This is a genomic window from Cnuella takakiae, from assembly GCF_001953305.1.
In the GTDB taxonomy this organism is placed as follows: domain Bacteria; phylum Bacteroidota; class Bacteroidia; order Chitinophagales; family Chitinophagaceae; genus Flavisolibacter; species Flavisolibacter takakiae.
Genome location: NZ_MTFE01000010.1, coordinates 1,100,024 through 1,120,295, shown reverse-complemented (window position 1 = coordinate 1,120,295; position 20,272 = coordinate 1,100,024). Strand labels below are relative to the sequence as shown.

Below are 20,272 nucleotides of genomic sequence, written 5' to 3'. Positions count from 1 at the left end.
CGTTTACGGATTCAGGAAATGGGGTTACGGTATCGGGAAATACAACCACAGGTTGTAGCACCAAGGCAGTTTATTCAACTTTGTGGCACCGGTGAGGCTAAAAGCTTACACATAGGATCAAATACTGTATTTGGAGAACAGCTGGTTGCAACACTTTTTTAATCAAAAATAAAAACCAGGCGCCCGGGCCTGGTTTAGCTATCAATTATTTACCCTGCATTGTCAATTGCTGCCGGCGCCTCTTTTTGCCTGAGGTTCTTATAAATCTTTATCGCACTCATCAACACTACCACCAGCCCAATCAACCCCGCCAACCCATACACCCAGGAAACACTGCTTTTTACCGTTGCCAGCATTACGATGGCCACCAGGAAAATGGTGGCTACCTCGTTCCACACCCGCAGCTTTCCGGAGGAGTATTTGAACACTCCCGCCAACTCCTGTTTGTAAATGGCATGAAGGGAAAAATGGTAAGCATACAACCCAGCCACAAACAACAACTTGACCAGCAGCCACTTACCTGCCGTTTCATCCAGTTGGTTGTGCCAGCCGCCCAGGTACATCACCGTTGGCCCAAGAATCAGGGTCAAAACTGCCGATGGCCAGGTGATGCCCAGCCACAACCTTTTGATCATGATTCGGAACTGGCGTTGCAAAATGCCCCGCTCAGGCTCACCCCGCTCCTGCGCTTCAGTATTATATATAAAGAGGCGTACGATGTAGAACATCCCGGCAAACCAGGTAACAATAAAAATGATGTGGAGGGCTTTAAGGTAGAGGTACAAGCGTGGAGGTTGAAGTGAAGGAATTGCTGCCAGTATTGAGTTGAAGGTTGCTAGTTCAAAGTTCAAAGCCGGGATTACTCATGACCCTGACTTTGAACTTTTGACTTTGAACTTACCCTAAGCTCTTTCATGAAACATCTTCCCCAATTCCATGGTTTTGTCGCCGGAACTGAGTTCACCGATCCATTTTTTGAGGGCGCCCACCCAAAGCGGGTGTACGTTGAGGCAGGGAATCATTTCAAACGACTCGCCGCCGGCGTGCATGAACTCTTCCTTACCTTCTTCGGCAATCTCTTCAAGGGTTTCCAGGCAGTCGCTCACAAAGGCTGGGCAAACCACCAGCAGTTTCTTCACCCCTTCTTTAGGCAGCTCTTCCAGGCGCTTGGCGGTATAAGGCTGCAGCCAGGGATCGCGGCCCAGGCGGCTCTGGAACGAAAAGCCCCATTTGCCATCGGGTATGTTCAGGCGCCTGGCCACTTCTTTGGTAGTAGCCCAGCACTGGTGCCGGTAGCAATATTGGTGCGCTGCCGAAGGCTTGTCGCAGCAGCCGGCCACCTGCAGGCAGTGCTGGCCAGTGATGTCACCTTTCTTTATATGCCGTTCGGGCACGCCGTGGTACGAAAACAGGATCTGGTCGTAGTCCTGCTCCAGCTGCGGCCGGATGCTTTCGCAAAGGGCATGCAGGTAGGTATCGTCGTCGTAGTATGGCTTAATGGTGGTGAGCTTAAACTTGTAGCCACCCGTGCGGTGCTGCTCCTTGGCATATTCCACGGCCGTTTCGTAAGAGCTCATGGCATAATGCGGGTACAGGGGCACCAGGATCACCTCTTCCAGGTCGGGGTTTTGGGCCACCAGGCTGTCGTAAGCCGCCTTGGGCGAAGGGTTGCCATAACGCATAGCCAGTACCACCGGCTCATCGATTTCTTTATCCAGCGCATCCTGCAGCTGGCGGCTGATCACCAGCAAGGGCGAGCCTTCTTCAGTCCAGATGCTCTTGTACGCTTTAGCCGATTTAGGCGAACGAAACGGCACAATAATGCCTTTCACCAACAGCCGCCGGAACCATAAGGGCTTGTCAATCACCCGCTCGTCCATCAAAAACTCGTCGAGATAGCGCCGTACATCCTTTACTTCGGTAGAGTCGGGCGAACCCAGGTTCATTAAAACAACAGCTCTTTTCATAGAAAATTTCGTGTGACAAAAGTAAACTGATTTCGGATGTGGGATTTTGGAATTCGGAGGCTGTTGACAGCAGTAAGCTTACGCAACCGGCAAATATCGAAATCTGAAATCCCACATCCGAAATCCCATAGACAGTTGATGCGCCAAATTGTTCAATTGACACATAGCAGGTTACAACCTGATGAAAATCAGACGCTGAAATGACACATCAATGACAGAACGATGCACAGTTTGGATGGTGCCCAAGTACCTTTGCTGTGCGATTTCACCGACGAGATACACTGAATGGAAACGAACGAATACAGGCACATCACCAATTTCTTCATTGTAGGGATTAACTATAAGAAAACGGATGCATCCATCCGCGGACAGTTTGCCATTAACAATGACCAGTACGAAACTTTGCTGCACACAGCCAAGGCTTCCGGATTGGGCGAACTGTTTGTTCTTTCCACCTGCAACCGTACCGAAGTGTACGGTTTCGCCCACCACCCGGGGCAACTCATCCACCTGCTGTGCACGCAAACCGCAGGTTCTGCTGAAACCTTTTCCAAACTCGCCTATATCAAAAATGGCCACAAAGCCATCGAGCACCTTTACTCGGTAGCTGCCGGTCTCGACTCCCAGATTTTGGGTGATTACGAGATCGTTGGACAGATGAAGCTGGCCTGCAAGTTTGCCAAAGACCGCGGGTTTATCGGCGCTTTCACCGAACGCCTGCTCAACTCCGCGCTGCAATCGTCGAAACTGATCAAGAACAATACCGAACTGAGTGGCGGTACCGTTTCGGTGGCTTTTGCCGCGGTGCAGTATATCCGCAACGTAATCGCAAAGCCTTCCGAAAAAAATATCCTCTTGCTGGGTGTAGGCAAAATAGGCCGCAATACCTGCAAGAACGTGGTGGACTATCTTGAAACCCAAAACGTTACCCTCATCAACCGCTCGCCCGAAAAGGCTGCCGAGCTGGCCGGTGAGCTGGGTCTGAAATACGCCCTGCTGGAAAACCTGGGTGAAGAGATCGCCAAAGCCGATATCATCCTGGTGGCTACCAATGCCACCGACCCGGTGATCCGCAAAGAGCACCTGGAAGGCGGTACCGACAAACTGATCATCGATCTTTCTATTCCTTATAATGTTGCCGACGACGCACAGGTGCTGCCCAACGTACATCTGGTGAACGTGGATGAACTCTCCAAACTCAAGGACGAAACCCTGAAGAAGCGGGAAGCCGAAGTCCCCAAGGCAAAGGCCATCATCGCCGAGTGCATGTGCGAGTTTGAAGAGTGGCAGCAGATGCGCCGTCATGCGCCCCTGCTGAAAACCACCAAGCTCAAGCTGAAGGAGATCCACAACAACCCCGACTTTATTTGCTCCAGCACCGGCTGCAGCAAGGAGGCCGATGCCCGCATCCAGCGGGTGATCAATGATATGGCTGGTAAGATCCGTTTAAAAAACGGCGGAGCCTGTCATTTCTTCGAGGCCATCAATAAATTTATGACCACCGGCACCGCCCAATCATGAGCTCACAACCCCTTCGTATTGGTACCCGCGACAGCCAGCTGGCTGTGTGGCAGGCCACTTTAGTGCAGGATTTACTCAAAACCGCCGGCATCGCTTCCGAGCTGGTGTATATGAAAAGCGAGGGTGATATCAACCTCGTTACCCCCCTATACGAAATAGGTGTTACCGGTGTATTTACCAAAGTGCTGGACATTGCCCTGCTCAACAATACCATCGACATCGCCGTACACTCCATGAAGGACGTGCCTACCCAGCTGGCCAATGGCCTGCAACAGGCCGCCGTGCTGGAGCGTGCTTCGCATAAAGACATCTTTGTGTATAAAAATGATTCGGACCTGGAGCAACTGGGATTTGTGAATGGCCAATGGGCAATGGGCAATGGGCAATCATCAATGGTGAATGAGCCATCAACGGCAGCGATTCACCATTCACCATTGACCATTCACGATCAACCATTCACTACTCACCATTCACCATTCACCTTAGCCACCTCCTCCATCCGCCGCATCGCCCAGTGGAAACACCGCTACCCTACTCATACTATCGAAAACCTGCGCGGCAATGTAAATACCCGCCTGCGCAAGGTGGCCGAAAGCAACTGGAACGGCGCCATCTTCGCCGGTGCCGGCCTGGAGCGCATCAACCTCCGCCCCGAAAAGAGCATTGACCTCGACTGGATGCTGCCTGCACCCGCACAGGGCGCTATTATGGTGGTTTGCCGTAAAGATGACAACTACGCGTTTGATGCCTGCCAAAGCTTTCACCACGAGCATACCGCCCTCTGTGTAAAAACCGAACGTGATTTCCTCCGCACCCTTATGGGTGGTTGCTCCACGCCCATCAGTGCGCTGGCGCAAATGCGCGGGGGAAAAGTATGGCTGCGGGGTAATATCTGTGCTCCCGATGGCAGCCGCATGGTGGAAGTGGAAAAAGAATCTGCATCTGAGCATTCGCAAACCCTGGGTGTGCTGCTGGCCAATGAATTGCTGAACCAACCTTATGTCAACGAAATTGTTCAGCAAGTACGCAATGCAAAATCCTGAGTTTACCATACTGAGTACCCGGCCCCTTCCGGCATCCCTGCTGGAAGAAGCGGCACACAAAGGCTTTCACATCGATTGCCTTTCTTTTATTGATACCGAGCCCATCCTTAACGATGAAGTGGAGGTGCAAATAAAGGCGGCCACCGCATATACCACCGTGGTGTTTACCAGCATGAATGCCGTTGAAGCCGTACACCATTACCTGGGGCAAAAACCCGGCTGGCGTATTTATGCCATCGGCAACACCACCAAACTGCTGGCCGAAGCGCATTTAGGTACCATTGCCGGTACCGCCGACAATGCAGGAGCGCTCGCCGATACCATCATTAGCCGAGGCGAAAAGGAAGTCACTTTTTTTTGTGGCGATATCCGCCGCGATGAGCTGCCCGACAAACTAAAGGAAGCCGGCATTGAACTGAACGAGGTGATGGTTTACCGCACCATCGAAACACCGCATGTACTGGACAAGGCCTACCACGGCATCCTGTTTTACAGCCCCAGCGCAGTGCATGCTTTTTTCAACAGCAATTCACAGCTCCCTGAAAGCACCGATCTTTTTGCCATTGGCACCACCACTGCCGCGGCACTGAACACGTACACAACAAATCGCATATACGTTGCCGATAGTCCGTCGAAAGAACAGCTTGTTCGCGATGCGATGGACTACTACCGCAACCCTAAACAGCCCAACGAATGAGCAACCTGAAGAATGACCTGCTGCTGCGTGCCCTGCGTGGCGAACAAGTAGAACGTGTTCCCGTATGGATGATGCGCCAGGCCGGCCGCTACCTGCCCGACTACCTGAAGCTGAAAGCCAAGTACGACTTTTTCACCCGCGTACAAACGCCCGAACTGGCAACCGAGATTACCCTGCAGCCCATCGACCAGGTGGGTGTTGATGCAGCCATCATATTCTCCGATATCCTCGTGATTCCGCAAGCCATGGGTGTGGAAGTGCTGATGGAAGAAGGCAAGGGCCCTTCGCTGCCCAAGGTGATGCAAACACAGGCCGACATCGACGCGCTGATTACAACAGGCGCTGAAGAAAGCCTGAAGTATGTGCTGGATGCATTGACGCTGACCAAGCAAGAATTGAACGGCCGCACACCCCTGATCGGTTTTGCCGGTGCCCCCTGGACCATCCTCTGCTACATGGTGGAAGGCAAAGGCAGTAAAACATGGGATAAGGCGAAGCAGTTTGCCTACACACAGCCCCAACTGGCACACCAGCTGCTCCAGAAGATAACGGATATCACCATCGACTACCTGATTGCGCAAACCAAAGCAGGTGCGGATACTGTACAAGTATTTGATAGCTGGGCAGGTTCGCTGAGCCCCGCCGATTTCAACACTTTTGCGAAGCCTTACCTGATCCAGATTTCAGATGCGGTGAGCAAGCATGCACCGGTAATCCTCTTCCCTAAGGGCACATGGTATGCACTAAAAGACCTGTCGCAAAGCAGTGCCTCGGGCATTGGCCTCGACTGGACCATTGATCCCAAACTGGCCCGTGAGTGGACTGGTGGCAACATCACTTTGCAGGGCAATTTCGATCCCGCCAAACTGCTGGCACCGGTTCCAGAGATCAAGAAGAGCGTTAAGGCAATGATCGACGGCTTCGGCACCCAGCGCTACATTGCCAACCTGGGCCATGGCATTACGCCCAATGTACCCGTAGATCATGCGAAGGCCTTTGTGGAGGCGGTGAAGGAATACAGCAGCCCCTCCCCTGCCCTCCCCGGTGGGGAGGGAGTATAAAAAACACTCCGACTTTTATCAAACATTCAGCAACGTCGAACCTTGTGATGGAACAAAATAGTCAAGCTTTTGCCTCAAACTCCCTCCCCACCGGGGAGGGCCGGGGAGGGGCCGTTAAAGACCAATGGATCGCCTATATCTACGACTTGCAAAACCGCATCTGTTCGGCATTGGAAGAATCGGATGGCAAGGCCAAGTTTATAGAAGACAAATGGGAACGCCCCGAAGGTGGCGGTGGCAAAACAAGGGTGATTGCAGGTGGTGATGTATTTGAGAAAGGCGGCGTCAATACCTCTGTAGTGTTTGGTGAAGTAACAGACGCCATGCGCACCCAACTCAAAATCAACGGGCACTCCTGGTTTGCCTGTGGCTTATCGTTAGTGATTCATCCTTTGAATCCATTTGTACCTACGGTGCATTGCAACTACCGTATGTTCGAACTGTATAACGAAGCGGGCGAAACCATTGACCGCTGGTTTGGTGGCGGTACCGATCTTACCCCTTATTATTTGTTTGAAGAAGATGCCAGGCATTTTCATGGAACATACAAAACGGTGTGCGATCAGTTTGACCCTTCATTTTACCCGACGTTCAAGAAAGTATGTGATGATTACTTTGTGAACTACCACCGCAACAACGAACGACGTGGTATTGGCGGTATCTTCTACGATTACCAAGGCAGGTTAAGTGCTGCTCAATCCTCCTCCACCGCAGGGGCCCGTGGAATGGACTTCTGGATGTCCTTCGGACAGGCTTGCGGCGATGCATTTGTACAAGCATATGTTCCTATTGTGAACAAACGCAAGGATATGCCTTACACTGATGCACACAAGCATTGGCAGGAGATCCGCCGCGGACGTTATACCGAATTCAACCTCGTGCACGATCGCGGCACCCTATTTGGGTTGAAGACCAACGGCAGGATTGAAAGCATCCTGATGAGCCTTCCGCCAACCGTGCGTTTTGAATACAACTACCAACCCCAGCCCGGCAGCCCCGAAGCTGACTTGCTGGATGCCTGTTTGCATCCACGGGATTGGGTTTGATTTTAGCCACTAAGTCGCAAAGGCAGAAAGGTGCACTAAGGCTTTGTGCCGCTTTGCGCCTTTCTGTCTTTGTGGCAAAAACATAAAAGCCATGTTTCTACAAAGGAGAAATCGAATTCTTAGGCAATCTCCCGCAATACGCAGCCTGGTTGCTGAAACACAACTGACCCCGAACGACTTCATTGTACCGCTGTTTATTGATGAAGGCGAGAACGTACATTCAGAGATCGCATCTATGCCCAACTATTACCGCAACTCCCTTGACATCACCGTTAAGGAGGTGAAGGAACTGTGGAGCATGGGCCTGAAAAGCGTACTGCTTTTTGTAAAAGCCAAAGACGAAACAAAAGATAACAAAGGCACCGAAGCCATCAACCCCAATGGCCTAATGCAACGCAGCATCCGTGCTATCAAGGATGCATGCCCCGACATGCTGGTAATGACGGATGTAGCGCTAGATCCCTTCTCTTCTTATGGCCATGATGGCATAGTAGAAAACGGCGAGATCGTGAATGATGCCACCGTTGAAGTGCTGGCACAGATGAGTGTGAGCCATGCCGAAGCAGGTGCGGATTTTGTAGCTCCTTCCGATATGATGGACGGCCGCATTGCAGCCATTCGCCAGGCACTGGAGCAAAGCAATTTCAGCAAGGTGGGCATCATGGCCTATAGCGCTAAATACGCATCCTGTTTTTATGGTCCTTTCCGCGACGCACTGGACAGTGCTCCCGGCTTTGGTGATAAGAAGACCTACCAGATGGATTATGCCAACCGGCTGGAAGCGGTGAAGGAAACCATCATGGACGTGGAAGAAGGCGCGGATATTGTTATGGTTAAACCCGCACTGTCTTACCTCGATATCATCCGCGAAGTAAAGAACGCGGTGGATGTACCGGTAAGCTGTTACAACATCAGCGGTGAATACGCCATGATAAAAGCAGCTGCGAAAATGGGTTGGATTAATGAAGAGAAAGCCATCATAGAAACGCTTACTTCTATGAAGCGCGCAGGCGCCGATTTGATTGCGACCTACTTTGCAAAAGATGCAGTAAGAATATTAGGCCACTAAGGCACAAAGACAGAAAGATGCACAAAGACTTTGTGTTGCTTTGTGCCTTAGCGTCTTTGTGGCAAAAAAATAAAGAAGATGAACTTTACTAAAAGCCAAACATTATTCGAAAAAGCCCAAGCCTCGATTCCCGGTGGTGTGAACTCTCCTGTTCGCGCATTTAAAAGCGTAGGTGGTACACCCGTATTCATACAGCGTGCGAAAGGTGCTTACCTCTACGATGAAGACGGCAACCGCTTCATTGATTACATCGCGTCCTGGGGTCCGATGATCCTGGGTCATGCGCACGATTTGGTGGTGCAAGCTATCCAGCAAAAAGCAACCGAGTCTACATCGTTTGGTACGCCTACCGAACTGGAGATCGACATGGCCGAACTGATCAAGAGCATGGCGCCCAACGTGGACCTGATCCGCATGACCTCTTCGGGTACAGAGGCCTGTATGAGTGCAGTACGTCTGGCACGTGGCTACACCGGCAAAAACAAGATCATCAAGTTTGAAGGTTGTTACCATGGTCATGCCGATTCTTTCCTGGTGAAAGCAGGCAGTGGGTTGGCTACGTTTAATATTCAACAAGTGCCCGGTGTAACGGCAGGCGTTGCCAACGATACTTTGGTTGCACCTTATAACGACCTTGAAGTAGTGCAGCGATTGGTAGCGGAAAACAAAAACGAAATTGCAGCCATCATTATCGAGCCTGTAGCAGGCAACATGGGTTGTATTCTTCCCGAGCCCGGCTTCCTGGAAGGTTTGCGTTTACTGTGCACACAGGAAAACATCGTCTTCATTTTTGATGAAGTGATGACCGGTTTCCGCCTGGCACCCGGCGGCGCGCAACAACGCCTGATGGTGGATGCCGACCTTGTTACCTATGGTAAAGTGATAGGCGCCGGTATGCCTGTAGGTGCATTTGGCGGCAAGCGTGAGATCATGGAATACATCGCGCCATTGGGCAATGTGTACCAGGCAGGTACGCTTAGCGGCAACCCGCTGGCGATGGTGGCAGGTTACACCTTACTAAGCGAATTGAACAAAACCCAAACGCACTATAACGAGCTGGATGAAAAAACGCTGTACCTCCGTGGTGGTCTCGACAGCGTGTTCAGCAAGAGCGGTATTCCTTACGTGATCAACCAAATTGGCTCGATGATTTCGGTGCACTTCAGCGACCGCCCCGTTACTGATTTTGCATCGGCGGCATCGGCCAACAATGCCCTGTTCTCGAAGTTCTTCCATGCCATGCTGCGCCGTGGTATCTACCTGCCGCCATCGGCATTTGAAAGCTGGTTCCTGAACAATGCACTGACCTATGAAGATCTGGATTTGACAATCCTTGCAGCAGGTGAGAGCTTGCTGGAGATACAGCAGGAACTTTAACACCCCCTGCCCCCCTGAAGGGGGAACTTAGGTCAAACAACCCTATTATAACATCGCCGCTCCTATTCAGAGCGGCGATGTTATTTATAACAAATTCAACTTAACGTATGTAGCAGAGGAGGCGAACGCTCCGGCCTAAGTTTCCCCTTTAGGCGGACAGGGGGTGTTGTTTCAATGCAAGAAGAACGAAACGATACCGACAATAATCAGCACAATCCCACTAATTCTTTTTTCATTGTGTTCGATAAAATGTGCACTCAGCAGGTTGGTACCTTTTACACCCAGGTTTACCAACAATAAAATACCACTGATGCTAACAATGGCATAAAGTACTGCCATCAAGCTTACAATCCCCATTCCGTAAGCACCGGCAGAAAGAAACAAACTCTCTACTTCTAAACAAGGAGAAAGAAACATCATCACGATAAAGATCAGGACCCAACGACGCTTGCTGCGTTTGAATGCATTCACATCTTCCTGCCCGCTATGATGGTGGTGCGGCAGGTTGACAGTGAAGTAGATCAACCCGAAAACAATCAGCAGCACCGCGCCAATCACATAGATCACCTGGCCATATTGCTCTTGTAATTCTTTTCCAATAAGCCCTAATACCAGTCCTAAAGCTACAGTGCCCAACACATGCGCCAGTGCTGCCAGCAGCGTAACAGTGTTTACTTCCCTGCGGCTCCATTTCTCGGCACGTGCCACCGCTACCAAGGGCAACCAGTGGTTGGGTATCAATGCATGTACAAAAGCAAGTAAAAGGGTGCCGGCGATGACGGTAAACATGAACCAGTGATTTGCAGGATTTTGAAAGGATTAATAAGAATGTAGAAGCACAAGCTATAGTTTAGGTCATATAACCACCAATGACTTTAGGCATTATAAAAGTGGAAACAAAAATTGGCAAGAACAGGTTAATAACAAGGTTCAAGTCCATGATACAGTTAGGATTTAAGTCATTTAAATCCTTTCAAAATTCTGCAAATCACTGGTTCATACTAAATCTGCGGTTCCAGTTACCGCAACAACAATTCACAAGGCTTCAGCCCCGTATGCTTCTTGAAGGCAGTGGAGAAGTGCGAGATAGAGGAATACCCGAGCATCATAGATACTTCGGTTACGCTCAGGCCTTTTTCGTACAACAGGTACTTGGCGTGTTCCATGCGCTGGTTCTGGTAAAAATCGAAGATGGTGGTGCCAAACATTTCCTTGAAGCCTTTTTTCAGGTAGCACTCGTTCATGGCCACCTTGCGGCTCAGTTCCTTGATGGTGATGGGTTCACCAATATGTTCGATCAGTACATCGCGGGCTTTGAGGATCTTATCGCGGTCGGCACCATTGGCCAGGAACTTACAGGTTATAACATCTATTTCCTTTTCACCCAGCATGCAATCCAGGCTGTAGAGTAACAGCATCTGGGTTTGCGCATTTACAAAAATGTTCTCCAGCGTATCGGTGTAGTTGTGGCTGGTAATGCCATCCAGCACCGAACGCATGCGGTTGCAAAGTGGAACTAATTGTGAGAAGGATTGGGTATGCCTGAATGTGAGCACATCATCGGCAAGCGTGTTGCTGGCGGCTCTTGATTTAACAAACTGCGCCAGCACCGATGGCGTAAACGTAAAGGTGAGCAGGTCTACACTTTCAAACTGCTTGGGGCAGTTGGCAGTGTTATGCGCTTTGCATTCCCTGCAGCCACCTACCTGCTCTTTGCAATACATATTGCCCGTGATGCAGAAGTGCAGCTCCAGGCGGTTGCCGCCTTTTTCTTCCGGCGCAATCACGTATTGCAACATACCGGTGTCTTCGGCCATCCAACCCTGTGGTTTTACATAACGGCGGATACCATACTGAACGGAGCCCGGTATCAGCCTACCCGACTCATTTACCAGCAGACTGCTCATCTCTGGTCCTTCGGTCATCCACTTAAATGTACTTAACACTGCTTGCATCGCCTGCAAAGGTACGTGCTGCCTGTCTTAATACCCGTGCTTTAACAATCATGGAAAAGTCAAAAGAACCGGTGATGGGCAGGATTTTAAAAGGATTGATAAGAAGCTCACTGTGGTAAAGCATTGGTTTTGTAACGCGGGTCCAAACGAATGGCGCAGGAACCATATAATTGCTGCAGTAAATAGCTAATCAGGTAAGCCTTTTATTTACCATAAAGGCTAAAAACAAAAACAATTCAGAACAAATTGAACCCCTTTTCCCATGTTTTTTATACCCTGATAGCCGCACTGTGCAGGTCCATTCCTTTAAATCCTTTCAAAATCATACAAATCACCGGTTCGTCTTACTTTCGCGCCATGCTTTTGCAGAATTCAATCAACACGGATTTTCAGCATACGCTGGCTTCCGACATTCAGATCAACGGCGTGGGTATCCATTCGGGTGCAACGGTGGAGATGACCCTCAAGCCTGCCGAGCCCAATACAGGTATCGTGTTTCAGCGCGTGGACCTTCCCAACCAGCCTGTGGTAAAGGCCGATGTAGACAATGTGGTGGAAACCACCCGCAGTACCACCATCGAAGCCAATGGCGCCCGGGTGAGCACCATCGAGCACCTGATGGCGGCCCTGGTGGGTTGTGGTGTGGACAATGCCGTGGTACAACTGAACGCTCCCGAAGTGCCCATCCTCGACGGCTCCTCCGCTCCTTTTGTGGAGGCCATCGCCAGCACCGGTATCCAACAGCAGGACGCCGCCAAAGTGTGGTACACCCTGCAGCACAATATTTCTTTTGTTGACGAAGGCAAGAAAGTGGAAATGGTGGCCCTCCCCTACCACGAGTACCGCATCAATACCTTGATCGACTTCAACTCGCCGGTACTGGGCACGCAGCATGCGGCCATCAACAGCATCAGCCAGTTTGCCGAAGAAGTGGCGCCCTGCCGCACCTTCTGCTTTTTCCACGAGCTGGAGTACCTGCTGGACAATAACCTGATCAAAGGCGGCGACCTCAACAACGCCATCGTGGTGGTAGACCGCCCCGTGAGCGAAACACAGGTGCAGCGTATTGCCCAGATTTTTGAAAAAGACAATGTGAAGGTGAACGAAGGCGGTATCCTCAACAACCTGGACCTGCGTTTCCCCAACGAGCCGGCACGCCACAAACTACTGGACGTGATCGGCGACCTGGCACTGGTAGGCTTTCCGTTTAAGGCACATATCATTGCCAACCGTCCCGGACATGCTTCCAACGTAGCCTTTGCCCGCAAGATCAAGGAGCACATCAAGAAGTACAAGAACAAGAAAGATATTCCCGTATACGACCCGGCCAAGCCGCCGGTGATGGACGTGCATGCCATCGAAAAGAAATTGCCCCACCGCTACCCCTTCCTGCTGGTGGACAAGATCATTGAACTGACGGAGAAGTACGTGATTGCCGTGAAGAACGTTACCTACAACGAACCTTTCTTCCAGGGTCACTTCCCCGGCAACTGTGTGATGCCCGGCGTGCTGCAGGTAGAAGCCCTGGCTCAAACCGGCGGACTGCTTACCATCCCCGATGATCCGGAGAACGATTACGACACTTATTTCCTGAAGATCGACAACTGTAAGTTCAAGCAAAAAGTAGTTCCGGGCGATACGCTGGTGCTGAAGATGGAGTTGATGAACCCGGTGCGCAGGGGTATTTGTGAAATGAAAGGAACTATTTTTGTGGGCGACAAACTGGTGGCAGAAGCCGATATGGTTGCTCAAATTGTCAAGAAACCTAAAGTAAAAGTATGATCTCACCACTGGCGTCTGTACACCCCAATGCAAAACTGGGTCTTGATGTAACCATCGAGCCTTTTGCTGTCGTTCACGACAACGTTACCATTGGAGATGGCACACGCATCATGTCGCATGCAGTAGTCATGCCTTATAGCCGCATCGGCAAGCACTGCGAAATCTTTCCCGGTGCTGTTATCGGCGCCGTTCCGCAGGACCTTAAATTTGTAGGCGAGGAAACCACCGCGGAAATTGGCGACCACACCACCATCCGTGAATATGTTACCATCAACCGCGGTACCAAAGACAAATGGAAGACCGTGGTGGGCAGCCACTGCCTGCTGATGGCCTATGCCCACGTAGCACACGACTGTATCATTGGCGACCATGTGATCCTGGCCAACTCCGTGCAGCTGGCCGGCCACGTTGAAGTAGGCGACTATGCCATCATCAGCGGGCTTGCAGGCGCCAACCAGTTTACCCGCATTGGCGCCCACACTTATATCGCAGGACATACCGTTGTGCGCAAAGACGTACCGCCTTTTGTAAAAGCAGGCCGCGAGCCCATGAGCTATGCCGGTGTAAACGTTGTAGGCCTCCAGCGCCGCAACTTCACTGCCGAACAGATTGCAGCCATCTCGCAGGTATACCATATCCTCTTTGTACAGGGACATCCTACCTCTGTTGCCGTGCAAATGGTAGAAGAGCAGGTGGCCGACAGCGAGGTAAAGCAGTTCATTCTTGATTTTGTAAAATCTTCCGCAACCGGAATCATCAAACGCTTTTCGAAAAACGCGGAAGATGCATATTAATCTTAGCGGGGCTGGCAAACGATTTAACCGGGAATGGATATATCGTCGTGCCAGCCTCGATTTTTTTTCGGGCAATGCCTATGCTATTACAGGCCACAACGGCTCGGGCAAAAGCACCCTGCTGCAAACACTGGGTGGCATGCTCCAGCCCAGCGAAGGCAAGATCACCTATACCATCAACGGCAAAGCGGTAAAAGACGAAGACCTGCACCAGCATGTTGCCATCACTGCACCCTACCTCGACCTCATTGAAGAACTCACCCTCACCGAGTTTCTCGATTTTCATTTTTCCTTCAAGCAATACCTTTCCGGCCTCAACGCCAGGGAAGTGATCAACATCATCGGCCTGCAGGCAGCCGCACACAAGCAGATACGCTATTACTCTTCGGGGATGAAGCAAAGGGTAAAACTGGCACAAGCCATTTTGTGCAGCGCACCCATCGTGCTGCTGGACGAGCCCTGCTCCAACCTCGACAAACAAGGCATAGAACTCTATCATTCCTTAGTGGAGCGCTTTACAAAGGACCGCCTGGTGCTGGTATGCTCCAACGACCCGGTGGAATACAGCTTTTGCAATACGGTACTTTCTATAACGGATTGGAAGCAGTAACGCGCTTCATTTCAATGCGCAGCCGCTGACATCAAAAAGGCTACGTCATTGCGAAGCGCCGGTAGTGACTGGCGTTACGAAACGGTTTGTGGCGCTGAAGCAATCCCCTGCACCTACGGGTTCATAATCGTGCTGGTTTAGGGTTACTACAGCAGCAGGAGCTTGCTTCGGCGCCGCTGGTGACTACTATTTGCAAAACTCCGCAGGCGCCTCGCAAGGACGTGCCCATTGTGCATGCTTGCCCTTTCCCTACTCACTATTCACCATTGCCCATTCACCACTCACGCCTCCCCGCTCATCCCATTTGTTAACCTCTATTAACACCAAAAAGGCTCAGCTTCAGCATTTTGCCTTACCTTCCCACTTCCCGAAAGGGCGCCTGTGGCGTTACTAAAACATGAGAAAAATTTCCATTCTACAACCTGCACAGGCGTGTAACCTGCACTGCATCTCTTTTCCTTTTACCTATAAATTCACGCAAGTTTCATGAGGCAACTTCGACACGTGGTGTGTGCGGGTATGGTACTGGCTGCTACCAGCTGTATTACGCCCACCAAAAGCAAGCAAACAACAACCACCAAACCTGCGCCCCTACCGGTAGCAGGTACCACGCCTGCCGCTGCACCTGCAGCCGGTAGCGAAAGAGGCGCCGGCGCTGCTGCGGCACGCACCGCTCCCAAATCGTTCAAGGCATTTTTTGACGCTGCCAAACTGCGCAGCCAGAAAGGCCTGATCCCTACCTACTGGCAGGACGACAAGTATTACTTTGAAATCCCCAACACCCTCTTGGGCAAAGACCTCCTGACCGTTACCCGTTTTGCGCGGATGACTGCAGGTGCTTCGCTCTATGGTGGTGAAATGACCAACCAGAACGTACTGCGTTTTGAGCGGGGTCCCGAGAACAGGGTATTCATCCGTACAGTGCTCAACGTGGTGTCTTCACCCGACAGCACCAAGCCCATTTTCCAGGCGGTACGCAACTCCAACCTCGATCCTATTGCAGCTGCTTTTGATGTAAAAGCTTTCAACCGCGACAGCTCAGGTGTGATCATCGATGTTACCGAGTTTTTCAAAGGCGACAACCAAATCGTATCGCTCAACCCACGCACCAAGCGCCAGTTGGGTCTGTCGGCAATTGCCGCCGATCGCTCTTATGTTGAAAACATCAGCAGCCATCCCAACACCACCGAGGTGCGCAGCGTGAAGACCTTTACCGTTACACCTGCTGCTCCTTCCATGGTTCCGGTACCAGGCGCGCCAGCTACCCTGCCTGCCGCCAATGCCGCTGGTGCGGTAACTATTGAAACAAATACTTCTTTCATCCGCCTGCCGGAAAACCCCATTAGCCGTCGTTTTTTCGATCCGCGTGTGGGTTATTTTGCCGACCAGATCAGCGAGTTTACCGATACGTCGCAGCGTGCCAACAGCGAAACCTATATCGTTCGCTGGCGCCTGGAGCCCAAGGCTGAAGACATCGAGCGCTACAAGCGCGGCGAGCTGGTGGAACCCAAGAAGCAAATCGTTTACTATGTAGACCCCGCTACCCCCGACAAGTGGAAGCCTTATATCCTCCAGGGCATCAACGACTGGCAGAAGGCTTTCGAAAAAGCTGGTTTCAAGAACGCCATCGTTGGTAAAGAATGGCCCAAAGACAGCACCATGAGCCTCGAGTCGGCCGGCTATTCTGCCGTTCGCTACCTGGCTTCCGATATCCCCAATGCTTATGGTCCCAACGTACACGATCCCCGCACCGGTGAGATCCTGGAGAGCCATATTGGCTGGTACCACAACGTGATGAAACTGTTGCACAACTGGTACTTTGTACAGGCTGCAGCCATCGACGCAGGCGCCCGCAAGATGAAGTTCAACGATTCGCTGATGGGCGACCTGATCCGCTTTGTGTCTTCGCATGAAGTAGGCCACACGCTTGGTCTGCGCCACAACATGGGCAGCAGCAGCAAAACGCCTGTAGAAAAACTGCGCGATAAGAAGTGGGTGGAAGCCAATGGCCACACTGCTTCTATCATGGACTATGCCCGTTTCAACTACGTAGCACAGCCCGAAGACAATATCAGCCGCGATGGTATCTATCCCCGCATCGGCGAGTACGACCTCTGGGCCATCCAGTGGGGTTACCGTTGGAGCGATAAGAGCGAAGAAGCCGACCGTGCTGAAGGCAACAAGATGATCGTTGACAACCTGGGTAAGAACCCCCGACTGTGGTTTGGTGGCGAAGGCCGCAACGACGATCCCCGTGCACAAACCGAGGACCTCGGCGACAACAGCATGAAGGCAAGCGAATACGGCGTGAAAAACCTGAAGCGCGTGATGAAGAACCTGCCCGAGTGGACCCGCGAAGAAGGCGACCGCTTCGAAAACCTGAACGAGATCTACGGACAGGTGCTGGGTCAGTTCAACCGCTACACCAACCACGTGATCCGCAACATCGGTGGCGTGCAGGAAACCTTCAAAAGCATCGAGCAGCAGGGCAGTGTGTACGAACCCACGCCTAAAGCCGTGCAAAAAGAAGCCGTTAGCTGGCTGAACCGCCAGGTGTTTACAACGCCTACCTGGATGTTGGAAACAAGCATTCTCAACAAGATCGCCGACCTGAATGGTAACGACGTTGCCACCATGCAGAACAGCGCACTGAACAACGTACTGTCGGCAAGCCGCCTGGTACGCATGCAGGAAAGCGCTTCCCGCTTTGGTAAAGGCACCTATAATGCCATGGACCTGCTGGCCGATGTAAAAGCCGGTATCTGGCAGGAACTGCGCACCGGCAAAGCCGCCGACCTGTACCGCCGCAACCTGCAGAAGAATTATGTAGAGCGCCTGATTGCCCTGCTGCCCAACACAGCCAGCACTTCGGCACCTGCTGCAGCCATTGCATTTGCCGGTATCACCAATACCCGCAACAGCGATGTATCTTCTATTGCACGTGGTCACCTTACCGAACTGCAGGCGGAGATCAAAGCTGCTGCCGGCCGTACTTCGGATAAGCTTACCCGTTATCACCTGCAGGACCTGAGCCAGCGTATTGCGCAGGCACTGGATCCTAAATAAGCTTAAGATTTATTGCTTTATACAAAAAGCCCCTGCAAGTGATTGCAGGGGCTTTTTGTTGGCACATAAAAACCGTTGAAACGGTTTCTGCTGTAGTAACTCTTACTGCTACCACCCACGGTTGAAACCGTGGGCTAATTGGCAATATCAGTTTGCGTCTATTTGCAACGGGCTTGACATCCTGAGCGCAGCGAAGGATCTGAGTATGAGTAACTAAACAGGCCATGCAATTGCAAGCTATTCTTGCTTTTAACACTCCTACCTTTTGCTTGTTTCAGATCCTTCGCTGCGCTCAGGATGCCAGGGAAAAGTTAAGCGACACACAATCACCATAAAAAAACCGCACAGTAACTGTGCGGTTTTTTTATGGTGATTGTGTAAAGGCAAAAAGTATGAAAAACGGGGCGTCATTGCGAGGCGCCAGCAGGGTTTTAATACAAAGGCCTTACTTGTTGCGCCGAAGTAATCTCCTGCCGCTGTGGCACACTAAAAGCAGCAACTTTGGTGTCCTGTAATAGCAGGGGATTGCTTCAGCGCCGCTAATTGTTACCTAATGCCAAACACTGCCGGCGCTTCGCCATGACGAGCAAATACCCAATACCCAATCACCAATCACAAACGTATTAGTGCATCGCCTCCGACATATCCACCTTGCCTGCCTGCTTCTTGCTTTTTACCAGCAATACAAAAGGCACACATACCAGGAACATCACACCCAGCCAAAGAAATGCATCCATATACGACAATACGGAGGCTTGTTTCATGACGGAAAAATCCAACAGTTTATAACCACTGCGCAGGGCCGCATCCGCAGTCATGCCCTTGCTTTGGAACATATGCTGTAGGCCCATTACACGGCTTTGCACATCGGGGTCATTCACGTTTAGGCTGGCCACCAGGTCGCTGCGGTGTACGATGTTTTGCCGCGATAGATAAGTAGTGATGATGGCGATGCCAAATGAGCCACCCAGTTGTCGCATCATACCCGTAAAGGCTGCACCCTGCCCAATCTGCTGCCCTTTTAACGAAGAAAGGGAAAGCGTGGCAATGGGAATAAACAACAAGGCCATGGCAACACCCCGAACAATCAGCATCCAGAAAAATGCACCTTCGCCCGTATCGGGTGTCATGATCTTATAACCCCACAAAGAGTACAGGAAAAACAGGAACATACCCGTGGCCACCATATACTGTTGCTTTACACCTTTCTGCAACAAGCGGCCGATCATGGGCATCATAAACGCCGTGGTTAGTGCCGCCGGCACCAGCAGCATACCCGATTGCTGCGCCGTCCAGCCAAGGGTGGCCTGCGTATACAAGGGGATGATAAAGGTGGAGCCGTACAATCCAAAACCAAGGATAAACGAGAGTACCGTACCCACACGCAGGGTTCCGTTTTTCAATACCCTTAATTCTACAATAGGATTGCGGAAAGTAAGCTCGCGCCAGATAAAGAAGAACAGGCCCAGTACCGCAAGAATGGAAAATAAAATGATCTCCGTGCTGTTGAACCAATCTTCATCCTGCCCGCGTTCCAACACCAGCTGCAGCGAACCTACCGCCATTGCCAGGAAACCGATACCGATCCAGTCGATATCTTTTGCGGCACTCTTCTGCGTGTACTTGGGGCTGCGCACAAAGGTGAACGCCAACAGGGCTGCGATAATACCGATGGGAATATTGATGTAAAAAATATAAGGCCAGGAGAAGTGGTCAACGATATAACCACCTAGGGGCGGGCCCAGCGTGGGACCAATGATTACACCCAAGCCATAAATGGCCTGCGCCATACCGCGCTTCTCGGGCGGGTAGCTTTCGGTAATGATGGTTTGCGAGGTTACCAGCAAGGCTCCACCGCCCACACCCTGCAAAAAGCGGAAGAGCACCAATTCCCAGATCACCGAGGAGTTGCCACACATAAAGGAGCAAACGGTAAACAGGATGATGGAGGCTGCGAAATAGTTGCGACGGCCAAACTGCTGCGAGAGCCAGCTGGTCATGGGAACGATGATCACGTTGCCGATGGCATATGCCGTGATCACCCAGCCCACTTCGCTCATGGTGGCGCCCAGGTTGCCGCGCATATCATTCAGCGCCACGTTCACGATGGTGGTATCCACGATCTCGAGCAGGGCGCAAATGATGGCGGTAAGGGTAACGATCACCCTGCGCGAGCCGTATTCGATTAGAGATTCTTGAGGTTGCATGAGGGAATATTTGGGACCACAGACGACAGACGACGGACTGCGGCATTTTCCCCCGTCGTCAGTCGTCTGTCGTCTGT

The 20,272-nt window shown here is 51.5% G+C and carries 16 protein-coding genes; 11 read left to right on the top strand and 5 right to left on the bottom strand.

Features of this window, described 5'->3' with window-relative positions:
• Nucleotides 1-209 precede the first annotated feature (209 nt).
• Together BUE76_RS05260 and hemH are read right to left on the bottom strand one after the other, a co-directional pair.
• The gene (locus BUE76_RS05260) at nucleotides 210-785 is read right to left on the bottom strand and encodes a CopD family protein (protein WP_073047665.1); all 576 of its coding nucleotides are present in this window, start codon (nucleotides 783-785) and stop codon (nucleotides 210-212) included.
• A gap of 117 nt (nucleotides 786-902) precedes the next feature.
• Nucleotides 903-1,967 (bottom strand): ferrochelatase, encoded by a 1,065-nt coding sequence (hemH, locus tag BUE76_RS05255; RefSeq protein WP_073047667.1) that lies wholly within the window; start codon nucleotides 1,965-1,967, stop codon nucleotides 903-905.
• Nucleotides 1,968-2,252: 285 nt separating this feature from the next.
• Here hemH and hemA point away from each other — a divergent pair, with 285 nt between their 5' ends.
• The 7 genes from hemA to hemL all read left to right on the top strand — a co-directional run bounded on the left by hemA (nucleotide 2,253) and on the right by hemL (nucleotide 9,781).
• Nucleotides 2,253-3,488, top strand: a complete 1,236-nt coding sequence (gene hemA, locus BUE76_RS05250) for a glutamyl-tRNA reductase (protein ID WP_073047670.1) — start codon at nucleotides 2,253-2,255, stop codon at nucleotides 3,486-3,488.
• Nucleotides 3,485-4,531, top strand: coding sequence for a hydroxymethylbilane synthase (locus BUE76_RS05245; RefSeq protein WP_073047674.1), 1,047 nt, complete (start codon nucleotides 3,485-3,487; stop codon nucleotides 4,529-4,531). The genes hemA and BUE76_RS05245 overlap by 4 nt, the downstream gene beginning before the upstream one ends.
• Entirely contained in the window at nucleotides 4,488-5,228 is a 741-nt protein-coding gene (locus tag BUE76_RS05240) for a uroporphyrinogen-III synthase (protein WP_083596686.1), read from the top strand. Before BUE76_RS05245 ends, BUE76_RS05240 begins: the two co-directional genes overlap by 44 nt.
• Nucleotides 5,225-6,289, top strand: a complete 1,065-nt coding sequence (hemE, locus tag BUE76_RS05235; protein ID WP_073047679.1) for a uroporphyrinogen decarboxylase — start codon at nucleotides 5,225-5,227, stop codon at nucleotides 6,287-6,289. The genes BUE76_RS05240 and hemE overlap by 4 nt, the downstream gene beginning before the upstream one ends.
• A 47-nt stretch (nucleotides 6,290-6,336) precedes the next feature.
• Nucleotides 6,337-7,335, top strand: a complete 999-nt coding sequence (gene hemF / locus BUE76_RS05230; protein WP_083596688.1) for an oxygen-dependent coproporphyrinogen oxidase — start codon at nucleotides 6,337-6,339, stop codon at nucleotides 7,333-7,335.
• Nucleotides 7,336-7,426: 91 nt separating this feature from the next.
• Nucleotides 7,427-8,404, top strand: coding sequence for a porphobilinogen synthase (gene hemB / locus BUE76_RS05225; protein ID WP_073047683.1), 978 nt, complete (start codon nucleotides 7,427-7,429; stop codon nucleotides 8,402-8,404).
• 78 nt (nucleotides 8,405-8,482) lie between these two features.
• Nucleotides 8,483-9,781, top strand: coding sequence for a glutamate-1-semialdehyde 2,1-aminomutase (hemL, locus tag BUE76_RS05220; protein ID WP_073047687.1), 1,299 nt, complete (start codon nucleotides 8,483-8,485; stop codon nucleotides 9,779-9,781).
• Nucleotides 9,782-9,952: 171 nt separating this feature from the next.
• Here the strand turns inward: hemL and BUE76_RS05215 are convergent, their stop codons facing one another.
• Both BUE76_RS05215 and BUE76_RS05210 read right to left on the bottom strand, forming a co-directional pair.
• Entirely contained in the window at nucleotides 9,953-10,570 is a 618-nt protein-coding gene (locus BUE76_RS05215) for a hypothetical protein (protein WP_073047690.1), read from the bottom strand.
• 230 nt (nucleotides 10,571-10,800) lie between these two features.
• A complete protein-coding gene (locus BUE76_RS05210; protein WP_245798423.1) occupies nucleotides 10,801-11,706 on the bottom strand; it encodes a helix-turn-helix domain-containing protein in 906 nt (301 codons plus the stop codon).
• 387 nt (nucleotides 11,707-12,093) lie between these two features.
• Between BUE76_RS05210 and BUE76_RS05205 the strand changes: the two genes are divergently transcribed.
• From BUE76_RS05205 to BUE76_RS05190, 4 genes are all read left to right on the top strand, one after another.
• Nucleotides 12,094-13,518, top strand: a complete 1,425-nt coding sequence (locus BUE76_RS05205) for a bifunctional UDP-3-O-[3-hydroxymyristoyl] N-acetylglucosamine deacetylase/3-hydroxyacyl-ACP dehydratase (protein ID WP_073047767.1) — start codon at nucleotides 12,094-12,096, stop codon at nucleotides 13,516-13,518.
• Nucleotides 13,515-14,312, top strand: a complete 798-nt coding sequence (gene lpxA / locus BUE76_RS05200) for an acyl-ACP--UDP-N-acetylglucosamine O-acyltransferase (protein WP_073047697.1) — start codon at nucleotides 13,515-13,517, stop codon at nucleotides 14,310-14,312. The genes BUE76_RS05205 and lpxA overlap by 4 nt, the downstream gene beginning before the upstream one ends.
• A complete protein-coding gene (locus BUE76_RS05195; RefSeq protein ID WP_073047701.1) occupies nucleotides 14,302-14,922 on the top strand; it encodes an ABC transporter ATP-binding protein in 621 nt (206 codons plus the stop codon). Before lpxA ends, BUE76_RS05195 begins: the two co-directional genes overlap by 11 nt.
• A 486-nt stretch (nucleotides 14,923-15,408) precedes the next feature.
• A complete protein-coding gene (locus BUE76_RS05190; RefSeq protein ID WP_073047705.1) occupies nucleotides 15,409-17,988 on the top strand; it encodes a zinc-dependent metalloprotease in 2,580 nt (859 codons plus the stop codon).
• 623 nt (nucleotides 17,989-18,611) lie between these two features.
• Here BUE76_RS05190 and BUE76_RS05185 read toward each other — a convergent pair.
• Nucleotides 18,612-20,195: a DHA2 family efflux MFS transporter permease subunit gene (locus BUE76_RS05185; protein WP_073047709.1), complete on the bottom strand. Its 1,584-nt coding sequence runs from the start codon at nucleotides 20,193-20,195 to the stop codon at nucleotides 18,612-18,614.
• Nucleotides 20,196-20,272 lie beyond the last annotated feature (77 nt).

What these genes read in the sequence shown, in the direction of transcription:
- hemH (WP_073047667.1), bottom strand. Translation starts at nt 1,967, where the DNA reads ATGAAAAGAGCTGTTGTTTTAATGAACCTGGGTTCGCCCGACTCTACC.
- hemA (WP_073047670.1), top strand. Translation starts at nt 2,253, where the DNA reads ATGGAAACGAACGAATACAGGCACATCACCAATTTCTTCATTGTAGGG.
- BUE76_RS05245 (WP_073047674.1), top strand. Translation starts at nt 3,485, where the DNA reads ATGAGCTCACAACCCCTTCGTATTGGTACCCGCGACAGCCAGCTGGCT.
- BUE76_RS05240 (WP_083596686.1), top strand. Translation starts at nt 4,488, where the DNA reads ATGTCAACGAAATTGTTCAGCAAGTACGCAATGCAAAATCCTGAGTTT.
- hemE (WP_073047679.1), top strand. Translation starts at nt 5,225, where the DNA reads ATGAGCAACCTGAAGAATGACCTGCTGCTGCGTGCCCTGCGTGGCGAA.
- hemF (WP_083596688.1), top strand. Translation starts at nt 6,337, where the DNA reads ATGGAACAAAATAGTCAAGCTTTTGCCTCAAACTCCCTCCCCACCGGG.
- hemB (WP_073047683.1), top strand. Translation starts at nt 7,427, where the DNA reads ATGTTTCTACAAAGGAGAAATCGAATTCTTAGGCAATCTCCCGCAATA.
- hemL (WP_073047687.1), top strand. Translation starts at nt 8,483, where the DNA reads ATGAACTTTACTAAAAGCCAAACATTATTCGAAAAAGCCCAAGCCTCG.
- BUE76_RS05215 (WP_073047690.1), bottom strand. Translation starts at nt 10,570, where the DNA reads ATGTTTACCGTCATCGCCGGCACCCTTTTACTTGCTTTTGTACATGCA.
- BUE76_RS05210 (WP_245798423.1), bottom strand. Translation starts at nt 11,706, where the DNA reads ATGACCGAAGGACCAGAGATGAGCAGTCTGCTGGTAAATGAGTCGGGT.
- BUE76_RS05205 (WP_073047767.1), top strand. Translation starts at nt 12,094, where the DNA reads ATGCTTTTGCAGAATTCAATCAACACGGATTTTCAGCATACGCTGGCT.
- lpxA (WP_073047697.1), top strand. Translation starts at nt 13,515, where the DNA reads ATGATCTCACCACTGGCGTCTGTACACCCCAATGCAAAACTGGGTCTT.
- BUE76_RS05195 (WP_073047701.1), top strand. Translation starts at nt 14,302, where the DNA reads ATGCATATTAATCTTAGCGGGGCTGGCAAACGATTTAACCGGGAATGG.
- BUE76_RS05190 (WP_073047705.1), top strand. Translation starts at nt 15,409, where the DNA reads ATGAGGCAACTTCGACACGTGGTGTGTGCGGGTATGGTACTGGCTGCT.
- BUE76_RS05185 (WP_073047709.1), bottom strand. Translation starts at nt 20,195, where the DNA reads ATGCAACCTCAAGAATCTCTAATCGAATACGGCTCGCGCAGGGTGATC.